The sequence below is a fragment of the Radiobacillus sp. PE A8.2 genome (assembly GCF_045635475.1).
In the GTDB taxonomy this organism is placed as follows: Bacteria; Bacillota; Bacilli; order Bacillales; family Amphibacillaceae; genus JBJGXI01.
Genome location: NZ_JBJGXI010000037.1, coordinates 25,855 through 42,673 on the forward strand (window position 1 = coordinate 25,855; position 16,819 = coordinate 42,673).

Consider the following 16,819-nt stretch of genomic DNA (forward strand, 5'->3'; position numbering starts at 1 on the left):
TATGATTGAGCAGTTAAATAAGGAATTAATGGATGAAAAAGAAAAGCAGTTAGAACTAACCAAGTTAAAGCGCCAAAAGGATAATCTAATGCGTCACGTAAAAGTACTCGAAGAAAAAGAAGGTCGCTACAAAAGACGATTAGACGAAGAGAAAGTTGATGTAGAGAAATTAGAAAGTATTAGTTTAACAGGCATGTTCCTAACGATTGCTGGAAAAAAGGAAGAAAGGCTGCAGGAAGAAAAGCAAGAGATGTTACAAGCCCAATTGAAATGGCAGGAAGCTAAAGACACAGTGAAAGAAATGGAACAGGAAGTAACTGTACTTATTAACAAGATTCGTAAACTTGGTGATCCGGAGAGAGCGTATCAAGCACTATTAGAAAAAAAGCAGCAATACTTGTTATCCCATGATGACCAAGACGGAAAACGTGCTTTTGAGTTAACCGAACAAATCGCAGAATTAAAATCGGATTCGAATGAAATTCAAGAAGCATTAGATGCAGGTACCAGAGCACTACGAGCACTTTCTAGCGCAAAGGATTCACTAAATAGTGCGTCTAACTGGGGGACGCTAGATATGCTTGGTGGTGGAATGATTACGACTGCAGTAAAGCATAGTAAAATCGATGACGCTAAAGGCCAAATTCACTATGCACAATCACACCTGAGAAAATTTGCTGATGAACTTGATGATATCGGGGAGACACTAGCTGTTAATCTTTCTATATCAGGTGGTCTTACCTTTGCGGATTACTTTTTTGATGGTTTAATTACCGATTGGTTCGTTCAAGGCAAAATCAATGATTCAAGCCATCAAGTAGATCAAATGTATCGTGAAACGAGCACGGCATTAAGTAAATTAAGAGAATTACAGACGAAAACGAAACAGGCAATTGGACGATTAGAGCAAGAGTGGAGAACTTCGTTGGAAGCAGCCGATTTAGATTAAGTATGGAGGTGCAGTGGATATTCCCCCTGCACCTCTTCTGTTTTTGCAAACGCTAGTCTGGTTTTTGGGAGGTAATTAAATACTCTTCATTAGTGATATAATATTCTCTATTTGGTCTGTAGTCGATTAAACGCAACTTTTCTAATTTGTGAAGACTTACTTTTTTGTATGGATCAGCCTCTATCACAGGGAGTTCATCTGTTTGTTTCATATAATTATCAACAGCTTTTTGAACCATATCAACCTCTAATGCAAGCTGTTGTTCGTGCTCTTCAAAAACCTCATACGTTTCCTTGGACATGTAGTAGGTTTGCTTTGGCTTGGCTTTTAGAATAGGGGCCAACAAATCGTAATCAATGGATAAATCATCTTTTGAAATTACACTCAAGGGCACTTTATCAGGTAATCGACTACTATATTCTTGGATAGCCTTTCTAATTTGTTGCTTGGAAATATCCTTTGTTGGATAGGAATGTTCTTGGTGTGATTCGCTCTGTTTCTTTCTAAAAAAACCCAAAAGTATAATCTCCTTTCAAAATTATGTATTGTAGTTTGGTATGTTTAGGTATCTTCATTATAACAAATTAAGACAATTTTGGTGCCAAGCCTTTATTTTTACCACATTTCGACGGTTTATAATAGTAAAATCATAGCAAATTAAACAATTTTTTGTAAAATTTTTATTTTTACTACCAATTTTTGTAGTTATTTGGTAAATTGGTATTAGGTCCTTTTTTCCATAGATGGAAAGGAAGGAAAAATATGAAAAAGGATTATGAAATAAATTTAGAAACAATGGCTGTGCTTGCAAAGGAGGTAGATGGAAGCTATGTAGCACAGATATTAGAAGATGATGAGAGTTATTACGTACACCACGTTACTAGAAAAGTAATAGATTCTGCCTGTAGATTTTTCGGAAGCAGCCTTAAGGGCAGGCAGGACGGGACAAAAACTGTATGTGGTATATCACACAAAGCACCTATATCCATTGCCCCTTCCGGTGGGATGTATTTCTTTCCCACAACTTCACCTCAGAACCCCAAGTGCTCTTGGATAGCACACTCGCATGTGGAGAGTATTATTAAATCCTCTAATGAGAAAACACAAGTCACCTTTGTAAACGGTGTATCAATTTTACTAGATGTCTCTTTTGGTTCCTTATCAAATCAATTGCGCAGAACTGCTCAATATCGGTATATTTTAGAAAATCGCCTTAATGATTTGTAAAAAACATAACATTTTTAATCTGAATCAAAATCTTAGTTTAAATTTATGTTAACAAAAAATATTTTACTATGTGAAGTAAAGGGCCTATTTCAATAAAGGTATATATGTAGTTGTTATTATGGTTAATTAATAGGAATAATGGAAACAATATAATTAGCAATAAAAGGACGAATACCATATATTTCTCAGTCAGCAAGAAAGGGGCCTCAATATGGAGTCTAGTCTTACTAATTATTTGTTGGAGCATTCCTTCATAAGTATAGTTATGGTTGTTGTTGTGATTTTTATTGTCGTTGGAATTATCAAATCACTCTTTCGAATCGCTATAGTCTTATCGGCTATAGGTCTAGTATTAGTGACATTTTTTGGCTTTCAACCTGATCAACTCCTTAATCAAGGAAAGGATCTTACAAATAGTAGTTCGTGGTTGGAGAGTAATATTGCAACAGGGCTCCTTAATCAATTACAAGACGGTGGCTTCCTTTTAAAAAGTGAGAATGGAGATACCATTATTGAAATAGACGCATTAGGGGTTAGTTATAACTTGAATGATTTATTATCGGAATTAGGTACAGATGAGCCAAATGATAGTGAAAATACCATTATTAAACAATAGAGCGCTGCCTGCAGTGCTCTATTGTGTTCTAATCATTTCCGATGGGGAAGGGTGTAGTTGATGAGATTTTCCCGCCTTTTGCATTAATTCGTAGAGAATCATTTCTACATTTTTTCGAATCGTAGGGTTAAAGTAATTTCGCTTCTCTTCTCTTCCTTTACATAAGAAAAGAAACGATGAGAAGGAGTCATTTTTATTCAAAGACACGACTTGCATTTGATTATCAAACATGTGTTTTCGTAATTGTTTGCGTTCAGCAATAGCAACATGCTCCATCTTATTTAAAAGTGCAAGGTAAGGTTCTTTTATTTTGAATTGCCCTTGTTGAATGCTATGTTCATCTTTTTGAATAACAATAATAGCCATAGAAAGGAATAAAAAACGAACCCCAATTTCTAATTCCTCTTTGTTGAGATACCGCATAGGTGATTCCTCCTGTGTGGAACGTATGTTCTATTATACCGCAAATATATGATAAGATGAATCAAAATATGCTTTTATTAGATAGGAAATACTTAACAAATAAATAATAGTTAAAAGTAGGAAATTTAACGTGTTTACTTTAAAATGAAGTGAGGAAAATAAAAATATAGTACTAGCTGTTACTTACAAAACGGTGTAACGTAATGTGTGCGTCTAGATAGATTATATGCCTGTAAGGGGATTTAAATTATGTATATATTCGACATCGATATGTCAGAAATTAGAGATATGATCGAGGACAATCGATTTGATGATTTCATTGTGCAATTACTTCAAACATATGAGAGCTGGGGACCGTTACCAGGAATACTTTTGCCATTTCTTGAAGCGTTTCTATCCTTTTTACCATTATTCGTATTTGTTGTGACTAACGCAGCGGCTTATGGGTTGTTCAAAGGTTTTTTACTATCATGGATTGGTGCTAGCGCAGGAGCTATGTGTGTATTTCTGTTAGTTCGGAAACTGGGAGAGATCCGACTCTTTAAATGGATTAAAAGAAACAAGCAAGTGATTAAAATAACATCTTGGCTAGAAAAACATGGATTTGGTCCGCTCTTTTTTTTAATGGCGTTTCCATTCTCACCATCAGCAATTGTGAATTTTGTTGCTGCTTTATCACAGATTAAGTTTCAGCAATTCGCACTAGCTGTCATTCTCGGTAAAGCAATCATGATTTTCTCAGTTTCTTTCGTAGGAGACAGCATTGCATCATTCGCGCAGAACCCCCTCAAAACAATTCTAGTTGGGATTGGAATTGTCTTGTTTTGGTTGTTTGGAAAGTATATGGAGCGACGATTGCAAAAAAGGGCTCGTTTAAGTGAAAATGTACAAGATGAATAGGGTTAAGATATTTCCTTCAAGGGTAGAATATAGTTATATTGGAGAACCTTTGGAGGAAAAGAGTATGAAAAAAAAGACATTTTGGACAATTGTCCGAACAATAGTGATCGCTGTTATTATAGCGGTATTTTTTCGCTCTTATTTATTTGCAAGCTATGTAGTCGATGGAAAATCAATGGAACCAACTTTACATGATGGCGATCTATTGATGGTAAACAAAGTGGTTTATGATTGGCATGACATTAACAGGTTTGATGTTATTGTATTTCACGCCAATGATGAAGAAGATTATGTCAAAAGAGTGATTGGTTTACCAGGAGACCATATTGAATTTAAAGATGATTCTTTGTATGTAAACGCTATCAAAATAAACGAAACCTATTTAGAGCCATTGAAAGCCACAGCAAGAAACCAAATTACGGAGGATTTTTCCCTTGAAGAAAAAACGGGTACTACAATTGTGCCAGAGGGAAAATTATTCGTTATGGGTGATAACCGTAAAGACAGTTATGATAGTCGCTATTTTGGATTTATTGAAACTGATACAGTTGTTGGCAAGGTTGATATCATTTATTGGCCAATGTCACAATTGGCGTTTAGTTTAACGAAATAAATAAGGTTGAATTCAAATTACTAACAAAGAACGCGTGAATTTCATTTCATCCACGCGTTCTTTGTTAGTGCGCAATATAGCTGGAATGCGTCGTAGTGCTTAGGTATTCACTTATCATACATGTGCACCGCTCCGTCCCTCCACTTTGCTTTCCGCGGGGGGCTAGTGAGCCTCCTCGCGCTTTCGCGCTGCGGGGTCTCACTTACGCCGCTAGTCCCGCAGGAGTCAAAGTGGAGGGCCTACGCTTCATAAAAGATGCGTAACAGAAAACTACCCTAAGCTGTGGAAAAATACGCCACTCCAGCGGGAAAGGAACAGTCTGAAGACCCTGCAGAGAGCGCTCTTTGCGATCGAGGAGGAGTAGAGCGTTCCCCGCGGAAAGGGCGTATTTTTCCGCAGCGCTGGATTAGCAATCTCTACTACGTCGCATTTTACTTCAAATATGAATTAAAAAGCAACAACGTTTACGAGAAGAGTCTTGGTTAAAGTGGCAAGCGGATAAGAAGTAGCTCATTCTGCATATGATCGTACGATATTTTCTTATCCTTTAATCACTAGGAAGTAGCCGCGCGAACAGGGATAATAGTATGAATAAGGTGCAAATCAAAACGAGTACATGTGGAAATGATACATAAGCAGCAAATGTAGAACCAAAACTCGCACCGATTAGGAGCATGAATGAATAGATCGCAACAGCTATCGCTCTTCCTACAGGTGCGTGTTTACCTACGAGTAAGACGACCAATGGAATAGTTAATGATGTGGAGGCAATCATTGCAAGTGAAGATACAAGCACTGTTACCACGTTAAGTACTACTATTGCAGGTGAAAAACCAACTACCATTAGGCCAAATTGAAAAAGCATGACCTTTTTCGCTCCAAATCGTTCGATTAGACGGCTAGCAAAAAATGCTGGTACAATGCCTAATAAGCTAATTATCCGAAATGCTTGCACGGAAAAGGGAAATGTTCGCCACGCTTCATAAATATATATTTCAAAGGAACCATAAAATAGCATAACCGTAAACAATAGGAAAACGGCAATTGTGTAGAGCTTTCGCAATGTTTGATGGCGAAAACATGATAAAATAGTAGACAGCCATTGATTATTCAAAGAAGAATGGTTAACTGTAGGCTGTAACGTCCAAGACAGTAAAATGAAACACAATAGGTAGGAGCAGCCAAATGCAATAAACACAGCTTGATACGAATAAAGAGAGGCAAAAAAAACAGACACAATCTGTCCAAAAACACCGGCAAACAAAAAGCCGGTATTTATCATGGCAATTACACAGGAATGTAGCTTTCCTTGAAAAATAATAAGGCAGTAGCTAAACGTAACAGGCGCAAAGCTAGCAGCAAAAAAGCCTTGAAATATACGCAGTATAATCACATGTTCCAAAGAGCTTACTGAAGAGAGTAGCCATGTTACTATGCACAACATCCCCATCCCGCTTAATAAAATTGTGCGATGAGGAAATTTTTCTGCTAAACTACCAAATACGAGCAAACCAAATGCATAAAATAAAACAAATAACGTACTAGATAAAGAGACATAGGCGATCGATGTTTCATGCAAGCTTGCCAGTGCTGGTTGCAGTGGAATCATCACATAAATGCTACTTGCAATGAATATCGAACAAATAATAAGTGTACAAGCGGTAAATGCTTTGTTATACATGCCATCACCTTACTTTACTTGAACTAGGCTAATGTAGTCTATGTACGGAAACGAAAGATGTGCAGCAAGAAGGAGAGGATCATATGGGGATTCGTTTTTTAATTGGAAAAGCTGGATCAAAGCGAAGTGAAACGGTGCTGGAGGAAATTGAAGCGAAATTACTGGAAAACCCACAAGGCCCGCCAATACTTTATATCGTCCCAGACCAAATGACGTTTCAGCAGGAATATGCACTACTTAACAGAGATAAGCTAACTGGAACTATTCGAGCCCAAGTATTTAGTTTTTCTCGACTAACGTGGCGCGTATTACAAGAAACTGGCGGAGGTACAAAAAAGTTTATTAGCTCGACAGGTATACAAATGCTGCTCCGCAAAATTACAGAAGAACGTAAGTCGGATTGGAATGTTTTTCAGAAGGCAATTGAGAAGCAAGGATTTATGGAACAATTGGAACACATGATTACAGAATTTAAAAGATACCGTATTTCCCCGGAAATGATTGCAGAGCAAATTGCTGAAATTGATCGCTATACGCATCAGTATTCCGGTGAGGTGACACTTAAAAACAAATTAGAGGATTTGGGCTATATATATAATCGTTTAGTTGAATCATTAGCTGGTCATTATATCGATAGTGAGGATCAACTGCAGTTGTTGGCGGACCGCTTACAAGATGCAGCATTTCTCGATGATGCAGAAGTGTACTTGGATGGGTTTCACCGTTTTACGCCGCAAGAACTGTTTGTTGTTGAGAGATTACTAGATAAGGCCGAGCATATAACGGTGACCCTTACAATGGATGAGCCAAGCGATACAGTTACAGAGCTTGATTTATTTAGTCAAACGAAACAAACATATGAAGCGATTTGTGAAATAGCTAAAGCAAATGGTCACGTTGTTGATGTCCAAGTTTTAGACGAGCAAGAAGGTGTATTTGCTGACCGTCCGTATTTTGCCCATTTGGAAAAATATTTTGATGTTCGACCTGCACCTGCGTTTGAGGGCAATGTACCAATTCAACTTGCCCAAGCGGTACATCCGAGAGCAGAAGTGGAAGGGGTAGCGCAAGAAATTCTTCGATTAATACGTGAACAAAATTATCGCTTTAAAGATATGGCAATTTTAATGCGTCAATCAGATGTATACCATGATTTAATTGATACTGTTTTTCGTGATTATGGTATACCAGTTTTTATTGACGAGAAACGGACAATGCTGAACCATCCGCTCGTTGAATTAGTGCGATCGTTACTTGATATGATAGAAGGAAACTGGCGGTATGAAGCTGTTTTTCGTGTATTGAAAACAGGCTTGATACCAGTTCGCGATCGTGATTATCCATTAAATGAGGATGCGATTGATGAATTAGAAAATTATGTGTTAGAGTACGGCATTCGCGGTAGGAATCGCTGGTGTAGTGACAAGCCGTGGATATTTCAACGATTCCGTGGCTTTGATAAAGGAGCACAAACAGATCAAGAAAAGCAAGCACAAAAGCGAATTAATCGATATCGGAAGCAGGTTATGCTTGCACTTCAAACGGTTGATGAAGGACTAAGGGCGGCAAATACGATACAAGAAAAAGCGGTTGTCTTATTTCAATGGCTGGAATCGCTTGGTGTCCCGCAACAATTGGAGCAAGTGCGTGATCAACTCGATAACAAGGGCTATACCGAGCAGGGCAGGGAGCAAGAACAAGTTTGGGATGCAATTATGCAATTGCTAGATGAAATGGTAGAAATCGTAGGCGAGGAAAAAATGTCACTTCAATTATTCAGAAGTACGATTGAAACAGGGTTGGAGTCATTAAAATTCGCTCATGTTCCACCTAGCATGGACCATGTTGTTGTTGGAACAATTGACCGTTCAAGAGTGACTGGTGTGAAGTGTGGTTTTCTACTCGGTGTTAACGAAGGCGTTTGGCCGATGAAGCCAGCCGCAGACGGTATGATTAGTGAAGAGGAACGTGAACTACTTGCAACACACGGTTTAAAATTAGCAGATGGTAGTAAGCGTCAGTTACTTGATGATTGGTTTTATATTTATCTTGCCTTGACTGTTGCCAAGGATCGTTTATGGATTAGTTATCCGTTAAGTGATGCGGAAGGAAAATCAAAAGCGGCATCGCAATTAATACGTCGTATAGCTGATTTATTTCCAGCTTGTCGTGATCCATTGTTATTACAAGATGCCGATGAACTCGTAGATGCAGACCGATTTATTAGTACACCTGTGAAAACTCGTGCAGCATTAACTGCGCAGCTAGCGAGAACAAGACGCGGATATCCGATAAATGATATTTGGTGGGAAGTTTATAATTGGTATGTCACACATGAACAGAAACATGGGACGACCAACCGGATTCTTAAAAGTTTATTTTATAAAAATGAGCCAGTGCATCTTTCTAAAGAAACGACGGCTGAGCTGTACCCTGATGTTGTTCAAGCTAGTGTATCTCGATTAGAGACGTATTACCGCTGTTCTTATCAACACTTTGCAAACTATAGTCTAGGCTTGGAAAATCGCCGCATGTTCTCATTAGATGCTCCCGATATTGGTCAGCTATTCCACGAGGCATTGAAAAAAATTACCGAATGGATTCAAGCGGAGGGGCGGAATTTTGCTGATATTCAAAAAGATGAAGCGATTCATTATGCAAAGCGTGCGGTCCAAAATTTAGCGCCAATATTACAACATCAAATATTACACAGTTCTAACCGTTATCAATATATCCAACAAAAGCTGGAACAAGTCATTGCCAGAGCCGCGTATGTTTTAAGTGAACAATCACGCCAAAGTAGTTTTTCTCCCGTAGGATTGGAAGTAGCATTTGGCCCGAATCAGCCGATTCCACCAATTGAACTACAACTTCCTAACGGCTTTAATATTTTATTGCGTGGCCGAATTGATCGTGTAGACCGGGCGGTGAATGAAGAAGAACTATATTTGCGGATTGTCGACTATAAATCTAGCGCAAAAGGGTTAAACCTATCTGAAGTATATTATGGTATAGCACTACAAATGCTTGCCTACTTGGATGTTGTGCTTTCTCATTCGGAAAGTTGGTTAGGGAAAAAAGCATCACCAGCAGGCGTGTTGTATTTCCACGTCCACAATCCGATGATCTCAGGAAAACAGCGCATCGATGACGACACGGTAGAAAAAGAGATTTTTAAACGATTCAAGATGCAGGGCTTACTTGTTGAAAATGAACGAATTGTGAAAATGATGGACACATCTTTAGATACTGGAATGAGCAGTGTCATACCTGCAGGTTTAAAAAATGATGGACAGTTCCGAAAAGGATCGCATACAGCAAGCACGGAAACCTTCGGACAACTACAAGGTTATATTCGAGAATTGATGATGGGTGCTGGTATGGATATTACGAATGGTGGTATTCATTTGAATCCATATCAACAAGAGCAGAAAACAGCTTGTACACATTGCGATTTCAGATCCGTTTGTCAGTTCGATCCGACTTTAGCTGAAAATAACTACCGTCGACTACAACAGTTGAAAGACGAAGACATTATCCGAGCAATCATGAGAAAGGAGGAGCGCTAATGCCACAGTGGACAGAACAACAAGAGCAAGCTATTTATACGAGTGGCAGTGACATATTAGTTGCAGCAGCTGCTGGTTCAGGGAAAACTGCAGTGCTTGTAGAGCGCATCATTCAAAAACTTTTGAATCGTGACAATCCCGTTGACATTGATGCATTATTGGTTGTGACGTTTACGAATGCAGCAGCACAAGAAATGCGAAATCGAGTAGCGGAAGCGCTAGAGAAAGCATTAGAACAAAACCCAACATCCACCCATTTGAAAAAGCAATTGTCACTATTGCAGCGGGCATCGATATCTACGCTCCACTCTTTTTGCATGGATTTGATGCGTCGTTATGCCTACTTGATCGACATTGATCCAAGCTTTCGAATTGCGGATAGCATGGAAGCAGATTTGATTCGCCAGGAGGTGCTCGAGGAGTTATTCGAGGACTGGTATGGTAGAGAAGGAAAAGAGCAACAAGCATTTTTTGATGTGGTGGATCGCTTTTCCGGTGATCGCAGTGATTTAGAAGTCGAGGAATTGATTTTACAGTTGTATAATTTTTCGATGCAAAACCCATGGCCAGAGCAGTGGTTAGATGCAATGACAGCGATGTATGATGTGGATGAAAATGTAACAGAAGATAACATCCCTTGGCTGACGTTACTTAAACAGGAAGTTGCTAGTCAATTGGATGCAATGCAACATGAAGCAACAGTTGCCTTAGGACTAACAAGAGAAAGCGACGGTCCTTATCATTATGCCGAGGCGATTGATGCTGATATTGCTTTAATCAAAGAGGCTAAAGCTAAGCTACAGCTATCTTGGGATGATGTTCAGCCTGTTTTTGTTTCAGCAAAATTTCAAGCACTTTCTAGAAAAAAAGCAGCGTGTGATGAAAGTAAAAAGGACCGTGTGAAGAGTTTACGAGATAATTATAAAAAAAGATGGAAAAAGCTGTCTGAGGACTGGTTTTCACGACCATTAAGCTCTTACTTATCTGACATGCAAACACTCCGTCCAACAATAGAGCAACTAGCAATCTTAGTGAAACAATTTAAACAAAAGTACAGTCAGCTAAAAAAAGAAAAAGCACTCGTTGATTTTGCCGATTTAGAGCACTTCACATTACAAATATTGTTAGATGAACGTTCAGATAAACAAGCGATACCATCGAAAGTAGCTAAAGATTTACAGTCAAAATTTGCAGAAGTGCTTGTCGATGAATACCAGGATACCAATCTTGTTCAAGAAACATTGCTAACGATGATTACAGATCGTGACGGGACTGGCAATATGTTTATGGTAGGAGATGTAAAACAAAGTATTTATCGTTTTCGTCATGCAGAGCCTACCTTGTTTCTAAACAAGTATAAACAGTTTGCCAATCCTGAACATCCAGCGAAACGAATTGATTTAGCACGTAACTTCCGTAGTCGACCGCAAGTACTATCGGCAACAAATTATATTTTCCGTCAGCTTTTAAATGAAGAAGTTGGTGAAATGAATTACGATGCCGATGCTGAACTGATTTACGCAAATAAAATTTATGATGAGCTTACGCTAAATGATACGGATACAGAACTGATGATTATAGACCGGGAAGCCCAAGAAGAACAAGAAATCCAACCAGAAGCAACGGAAGATGTACAAGATTTAGAAAAGGCTCAATTAGAAGCACGTGCATACGCAGAAATGATAAAAAAATGGATTGGCCATGAAGATGCTATGCCGATGCAAGTGGTAGATAAGACAACCAACACACAACGAGATATTCATTATCGTGATATCGTAATTCTGATGAGATCGATGACTTGGGCACCAACGATTACAGAGGAACTAAAGCAGCAAGGAATCCCTGTTTATGCTGAGCTTTCAACTGGATATTTTGAGGCAATCGAAATAAAAATCTTAATAAGTCTATTAAAAGTAATTGATAATCCGAAACAGGATATTCCGCTAGCGTCTGTGTTAAGATCACCAATCGTCGGCTTGAATGAAGATGATTTGGCGCAAATTCGTCTCGCTAAAAAGCGTGTGCCTTATTATGATGCGTTGAATACTTTTCTTAGCCAAACAACAAACGAGGCTAAAGCAAAACCGCTCAAGCAATTTTTGTCGCAATTAAAAGAGTGGCGTATTCGAGCGCGACAAGGTTCGTTATCCGATTTGATTTGGCAAATTTACCGAGAAACTGGATATTATGATTTTGTTGGTGGCATTCCAGGTGGACGTCAACGGCAAGCTAACTTGCGGGCTTTATATGACCGTGCTAGAAACTATGAATCTACCTCTTTCCGTGGACTATTTCGCTTTCTTCGCTTTATGGAGCGAATGGAAGAGCGTGGTGACGATTTAGGTGAAGCACGTGCGCTTGGAGAGCAGGAAGATGTAGTCCGGATCATGACCATTCATAAAAGTAAAGGGTTGGAGTTCCCAGCCGTTATATTAGGTGCGATGGATAAACAATTTAATCAACAAGACCTCAGACAAAAATATTTGCTGCACAAGGATCTCGGTTTCGGCAGTAAATATATCGACCCAGTAAAAAGAATTATGTATCCGACATTAGCGTATCACGCTTTAAAGGTGCAGATGCAGCGAGAGCTTTGGGCAGAGGAAATGCGCGTGTTATACGTAGCGCTTACTCGTGCTAAAGAAAAATTAGTTATGGTTGCAAATGTTGCTTCCTTTGAGAAAAAACAAGAAAGATGGTTGGAAGTTGTTGATCATCCAAACTGGGTGTTACCACCGCATTTCAGATTAGAGTCAAAGAGCTATCTTGATTGGGTAGGCCCCGCTCTAATCCGCCATAATCATAATCAACAGTTACGTTATGTAGATGTAAATGTACAAGTTCCAGAAGAAATTCGAAATGACTCATCTCAATGGGACGTACAGCTTGTTCACGGAAGTAGGTTTACCAATCTACCTGAACCAGAAGTGCCGTCAACGGTCAACTTGGAAAATTCAATTAACGACTGGAAACAGGTGGAGCTTGATACCAACCACTTAACTGAAAAAGTAGAATCTCGCCTTTCCTTCCGTTACCCATACGAACAATCATCGATGTACCGGGCGAAGCAAACAGTGACCGAAATCAAGCGACAACGTGAAGTCAAAGATGAATATAGCAGTGACCAGTTGGTCCAACCTTACCAAGCGCCAATTATTAGAAGACCAAGATTTATGCAAAAACAAAAAACACTTACGGCATCTGAAAAGGGTAGTGCAATGCATACCGTTATGCAGCACTTACCATTAACAACCATGTGGAACGCTGATGAGTTAAAAGAATTCGTAGCCAGTCTTGTTACGAAGGAAGTATTAACGATGGAAGAAGCCGATGCGATTGATATTTCAGCCATTGAACGCTTCTTCGCGACACCGATTGCCGAGGAAATAATTAATGCTGAAGAAATTCATCGAGAAGTACCATTTAGCTTTGTCTTGGATGCAAAAGACGTGTATAACGTTTGGCAGGACGGCACTAATGAGGGTGTATTAATACAAGGTGTCGTCGATTGTTTGATAAAAGACGATGATGGCTGGATCTTAGTTGATTATAAAACCGATACGATTGCAGATACCGTAACTCCCGAATCGGCTAAAAAGTTGAAGGAGCGGTATCAAGTGCAATTGGATTTATATAGTAAGGCACTTGAAGGTATTTGGAAGCAACCGATCAAGCAAAAGTACTTGTACTTCTTTGATCAGGCGCTGCTTATTGAAGTGTAAAATGTAAAAGCAGTTACGCTATTTATGCCAACGGTTTTACTTCAGTGGTGCAAACAAGACATTCACAAACAAAAATCGCAGTGGAATTCACCATAGAATGCACTGCGATTTTTTTATTGCTACATAATGAATTTCGAACTTTTTGTAAGCAAATAGCAATTTACATCCAACTCCACAGATATGGGAATTAAATATTTTGTCTTGTGAATCCCTATGAAAAACAAAAGTAATTGGAAATTTATGTTAAGATTATAATAGAGATTATATAGATATTGTGAGGGTTTTCACTTAAACTAACGGGCAGTAATCATCAATAAGGAAATTGTTCTGTTATTCGATTGTATTATTATTTTTAGAGGAGGTTTTAAATGGATTGGTTATGGGCGTGGTTCGCATTTTCTCTTGCTGCTGGGGCGTTTTATAACTCCTATGAAGTAAAAAAAGAAAATAAAAAGTTAAGAGAAAGAATTGAAGAATTAGAGGAAGAAGTATATAAATAATTCAATTAACGGGTGCTTTAGCTGTGCGAAATGTTTCTAGTTTAAATGGAGGATGGTCACATCTCTCTAGTAAAGGCTAGACAGTCCCTTTTGGAACTGAAGGATTATATCGAAGAATCAAATGAAGAAGTAACGCTCGGAAGGGTTCTCTCTTAGTCGATTAGCACTAGAATTAGTAAAAATGATAGTGTTAAGAGCTCGGTGAAAAGGCGTAAGAATTTACCGTAACAGTGTAGTCTAGCTGACGAAAGCCTACCCGCGGGGGTGGTGTAAATCATGATGCTTGAGTTGAATGAATATGGTGAGAACGCAAAACAACCTATAAGAAAAGGTTACACTGACAAACTTCTGAATGTACGGGTCTAAACGCGCGATACACAGAAATGTGTATATCACCTAATTGTGAGGTTAGTAGTGGATGAGTAAGACTAACTAATATGAAAGTCCATGATATGCTATAGGCATATGAACGACTAACAGGCTTACAGGAAGCACCTAAGTTCATTCTATAATAGATATAATTCAACGTTGTAAGCTGATAACGTGGAGAGCTTACTCTTAATGAAACGTTGAGAAGGAAAACACTAGTGAAATTAACTACTGTATAACTTCTCTTAATATCAGTGAAAGTGGTGGTACAGTACCAATGAAATGTCTAATCAACATGGAGGGATAGCCACTAGACTAATGAAGAATCATTCAACCATGTATGGCAGTTCTTTATCAATTAACAAGGTTCTTGTGAGACTAATAGAGGTTCAACTCCCAAGGGAGTCACCGACTTGTTGAAACGGAAGAAACTGAGACACAGCGAGTATTATGATATGCAACATTGCTTTGATAATTTATATGCTCAAAGTGTCAATGGTCAAAATTTCTATGACTTAATGAAACTGATTAGTTCTAACGAAAATATTCGTCTTGCGTATCGAAACATAAAGAGAAATACTGGGAGTAAAACGGCAGGGACAAATAAGTTAACGATTGATGATATTAAAGACTTGTCGGTAGAGAAAGTAATTGAGCACGTTCAAAATATGTTCCAATCATATGAACCAGAAAGCGTTCGACGTGTTTTTATTGATAAAGGAAATGGCAAAGTAAGACCATTAGGAATCCCAACAATATGGGACAGAATTGTCCAACAATGTATCTTACAAGTATTAGAACCTATTTGTGAGGCTAAATTTCATAAACATAGTTATGGCTTCAGACCAAACAGAAGCACTCACCATGCCAAAGCGAGATTAGAATCGCTTATTAACATGGTAGGTCTCTATCATTGTATAGATGTAGACATAAAAGGATTTTTTGATAACGTTCATCATAGTAAATTACTTAAACAAATATGGGCACTTGGAATTAAAGATAAAGCTTTACTCTCTATCATATCAAAGTTGCTAAAAGCAGAAATCGAAGGAGAAGGTGTACCAACAAAAGGAACCCCGCAAGGCGGTATCCTCTCACCACTACTATCGAACATTGTATTAAATGAGCTTGATTGGTGGGTAAGTAAGCAATGGGAAACTTTTCAAAGCAACCATGAATATAAACATAATGGAAGCAAAGTAAAAGCACTCAAAAAATCAAACTTAAAAGAATGCTACATTGTTAGGTATGCAGATGATTTTAAGGTATTATGCCGAACTAGGTCACAAGCAATTAAGATGAATTATGCCATTAAAGACTTTCTCAATACTAGACTACACCTTGAAACAAGTGAAGAAAAATCAAAAGTCATAAACTTGAAGAAAAATTCGTCAGAATTCTTAGGGTTCTCCTTCAAAGCTATAAGGAAAGGGAAAACTAGGTTCGGGTATGTTGCCCAATCGAATATGACGAAGAAAGCTAAGTCCAACGCACTCATTAAAATAAAAGATTCTATAAAAGCAATTCAGAAAAAACCATGCAACGAAACAGTATGGCATTACAATACTGTTGTAATGGGGATTCAAAATTACTATGCACCAGCAACTGAAATCATGAAAAATTTAAGTGAGTTGAACTCCCATCTTAACAAGACACTATACAATCGATTAAAGAACCTTAGAAAAGAAGCGAAGTTTACTGACATGTCCAATACATTACAAAAACGCTATAAAGGAAGTAAGTCAAGACTGTATAAAATACAGAACATGGTATTTGTCCCTATTTATGCCCAACGGCATAAAACAAACCTATGTTTTTCACAAGATATCTGTAATTATACGGTAAAAGGAAGAGACAAAATACACCATAATCTTAAAGCGATTGATAAAAATGTTTTAGCTCATGTCATGAAAAACTTTATTTCCAATCGAACGATTGAGTATAACGATAACCGCATAAGTAAGTTTATAGCCCAATATGGAAAATGTGCCGTAACAGGTATTGAGCTTGGGAAACATGATTGGCATTGTCATCATAAAAGCCCGTATCATCTCTCAAGAGATGACACGTACTCAAATTTGACTGTGCTACACGAACCTGTTCACCGGCTGATACACTTAAAAGACCATGAGAAAATTAAAAATCTAATCATGGTTTTGGAGCTGAATAAAAAGCAAATTCATAAGGTAAATGAACTACGAAAATTATGCAGAAATGACTTAATCATAAATTAGAATAAAAACAGCTTCA

Annotated in this window: 12 protein-coding genes; 9 read left to right on the plus strand and 3 right to left on the minus strand. The window is 38.2% G+C overall.

What is annotated here, in order from left to right:
• The first annotated feature begins 1 nt into the window (after position 1).
• Positions 2-949 carry a hypothetical protein gene (locus ACI6MV_RS17655; RefSeq protein WP_407271651.1) on the plus strand — a complete coding sequence of 316 codons (948 nt, stop codon included), beginning with the start codon at positions 2-4 and terminating at the stop codon, positions 947-949.
• 52 nt (positions 950-1,001) lie between these two features.
• Here ACI6MV_RS17655 and ACI6MV_RS17660 read toward each other — a convergent pair whose 3' ends face one another.
• Positions 1,002-1,466, minus strand: coding sequence for a DUF3939 domain-containing protein (locus ACI6MV_RS17660; protein WP_407271652.1), 465 nt, complete (start codon positions 1,464-1,466; stop codon positions 1,002-1,004).
• Between the two features lie 245 nt (positions 1,467-1,711).
• Here ACI6MV_RS17660 and ACI6MV_RS17665 point away from each other — a divergent pair, with 245 nt between their 5' ends.
• On the plus strand, positions 1,712-2,176 hold the full coding sequence (locus ACI6MV_RS17665; RefSeq protein ID WP_407271653.1) for a competence protein ComK: 465 nt from the start codon (positions 1,712-1,714) through the stop codon (positions 2,174-2,176).
• Positions 2,177-2,387: 211 nt separating this feature from the next.
• The gene (locus tag ACI6MV_RS17670) at positions 2,388-2,792 is read left to right on the plus strand and encodes a hypothetical protein (protein WP_407271654.1); all 405 of its coding nucleotides are present in this window, start codon (positions 2,388-2,390) and stop codon (positions 2,790-2,792) included.
• 18 nt (positions 2,793-2,810) lie between these two features.
• On the opposite strand, the gene ACI6MV_RS17675 is transcribed toward ACI6MV_RS17670, so the two are convergent.
• Positions 2,811-3,215 carry a YhjD family protein gene (locus ACI6MV_RS17675; protein ID WP_407271655.1) on the minus strand — a complete coding sequence of 135 codons (405 nt, stop codon included), beginning with the start codon at positions 3,213-3,215 and terminating at the stop codon, positions 2,811-2,813.
• Positions 3,216-3,464: 249 nt separating this feature from the next.
• Between ACI6MV_RS17675 and ACI6MV_RS17680 the strand changes: the two genes are divergently transcribed.
• Both ACI6MV_RS17680 and lepB read left to right on the plus strand, forming a co-directional pair.
• Entirely contained in the window at positions 3,465-4,115 is a 651-nt protein-coding gene (locus ACI6MV_RS17680; protein WP_407271656.1) for a TVP38/TMEM64 family protein, read from the plus strand.
• Positions 4,116-4,179: 64 nt separating this feature from the next.
• Positions 4,180-4,728 (plus strand): signal peptidase I, encoded by a 549-nt coding sequence (gene lepB / locus ACI6MV_RS17685; RefSeq protein ID WP_407271657.1) that lies wholly within the window; start codon positions 4,180-4,182, stop codon positions 4,726-4,728.
• A 547-nt stretch (positions 4,729-5,275) separates the two neighbouring features.
• Here the strand turns inward: lepB and ACI6MV_RS17690 are convergent.
• Complete coding sequence (locus ACI6MV_RS17690; RefSeq protein ID WP_407271658.1) at positions 5,276-6,409, minus strand: MFS transporter; 1,134 nt, start codon at positions 6,407-6,409, stop codon at positions 5,276-5,278.
• Between the two features lie 83 nt (positions 6,410-6,492).
• Between ACI6MV_RS17690 and addB the strand changes: the two genes are divergently transcribed.
• The 4 genes from addB to ltrA all read left to right on the plus strand — a co-directional run bounded on the left by addB (position 6,493) and on the right by ltrA (position 16,803).
• Positions 6,493-9,978 carry a helicase-exonuclease AddAB subunit AddB gene (gene addB / locus ACI6MV_RS17695; RefSeq protein WP_407271659.1) on the plus strand — a complete coding sequence of 1,162 codons (3,486 nt, stop codon included), beginning with the start codon at positions 6,493-6,495 and terminating at the stop codon, positions 9,976-9,978.
• Positions 9,978-13,700 carry a helicase-exonuclease AddAB subunit AddA gene (gene addA / locus ACI6MV_RS17700; RefSeq protein ID WP_407271660.1) on the plus strand — a complete coding sequence of 1,241 codons (3,723 nt, stop codon included), beginning with the start codon at positions 9,978-9,980 and terminating at the stop codon, positions 13,698-13,700. The genes addB and addA overlap by 1 nt, the downstream gene beginning before the upstream one ends.
• Positions 13,701-14,068: 368 nt before the next feature.
• Positions 14,069-14,200 (plus strand): hypothetical protein, encoded by a 132-nt coding sequence (locus ACI6MV_RS17705; protein ID WP_407271661.1) that lies wholly within the window; start codon positions 14,069-14,071, stop codon positions 14,198-14,200.
• Positions 14,201-14,985: 785 nt separating this feature from the next.
• Entirely contained in the window at positions 14,986-16,803 is a 1,818-nt protein-coding gene (gene ltrA, locus ACI6MV_RS17710) for a group II intron reverse transcriptase/maturase (RefSeq protein ID WP_483880220.1), read from the plus strand.
• The last annotated feature ends 16 nt before the right edge of the window (positions 16,804-16,819 follow it).

Excerpts from the sequence above, each read along its gene's own strand:
- ACI6MV_RS17655 (WP_407271651.1), top strand. The coding sequence starts at position 2 with ATGATTGAGCAGTTAAATAAGGAATTAATGGATGAAAAAGAAAAGCAG.
- ACI6MV_RS17665 (WP_407271653.1), top strand. The coding sequence starts at position 1,712 with ATGAAAAAGGATTATGAAATAAATTTAGAAACAATGGCTGTGCTTGCA.
- ACI6MV_RS17670 (WP_407271654.1), top strand. The coding sequence starts at position 2,388 with ATGGAGTCTAGTCTTACTAATTATTTGTTGGAGCATTCCTTCATAAGT.
- ACI6MV_RS17675 (WP_407271655.1), bottom strand. The coding sequence starts at position 3,215 with ATGCGGTATCTCAACAAAGAGGAATTAGAAATTGGGGTTCGTTTTTTA.
- ACI6MV_RS17680 (WP_407271656.1), top strand. The coding sequence starts at position 3,465 with ATGTATATATTCGACATCGATATGTCAGAAATTAGAGATATGATCGAG.
- lepB (WP_407271657.1), top strand. The coding sequence starts at position 4,180 with ATGAAAAAAAAGACATTTTGGACAATTGTCCGAACAATAGTGATCGCT.
- ACI6MV_RS17690 (WP_407271658.1), bottom strand. The coding sequence starts at position 6,409 with ATGTATAACAAAGCATTTACCGCTTGTACACTTATTATTTGTTCGATA.
- addB (WP_407271659.1), top strand. The coding sequence starts at position 6,493 with ATGGGGATTCGTTTTTTAATTGGAAAAGCTGGATCAAAGCGAAGTGAA.
- addA (WP_407271660.1), top strand. The coding sequence starts at position 9,978 with ATGCCACAGTGGACAGAACAACAAGAGCAAGCTATTTATACGAGTGGC.
- ACI6MV_RS17705 (WP_407271661.1), top strand. The coding sequence starts at position 14,069 with ATGGATTGGTTATGGGCGTGGTTCGCATTTTCTCTTGCTGCTGGGGCG.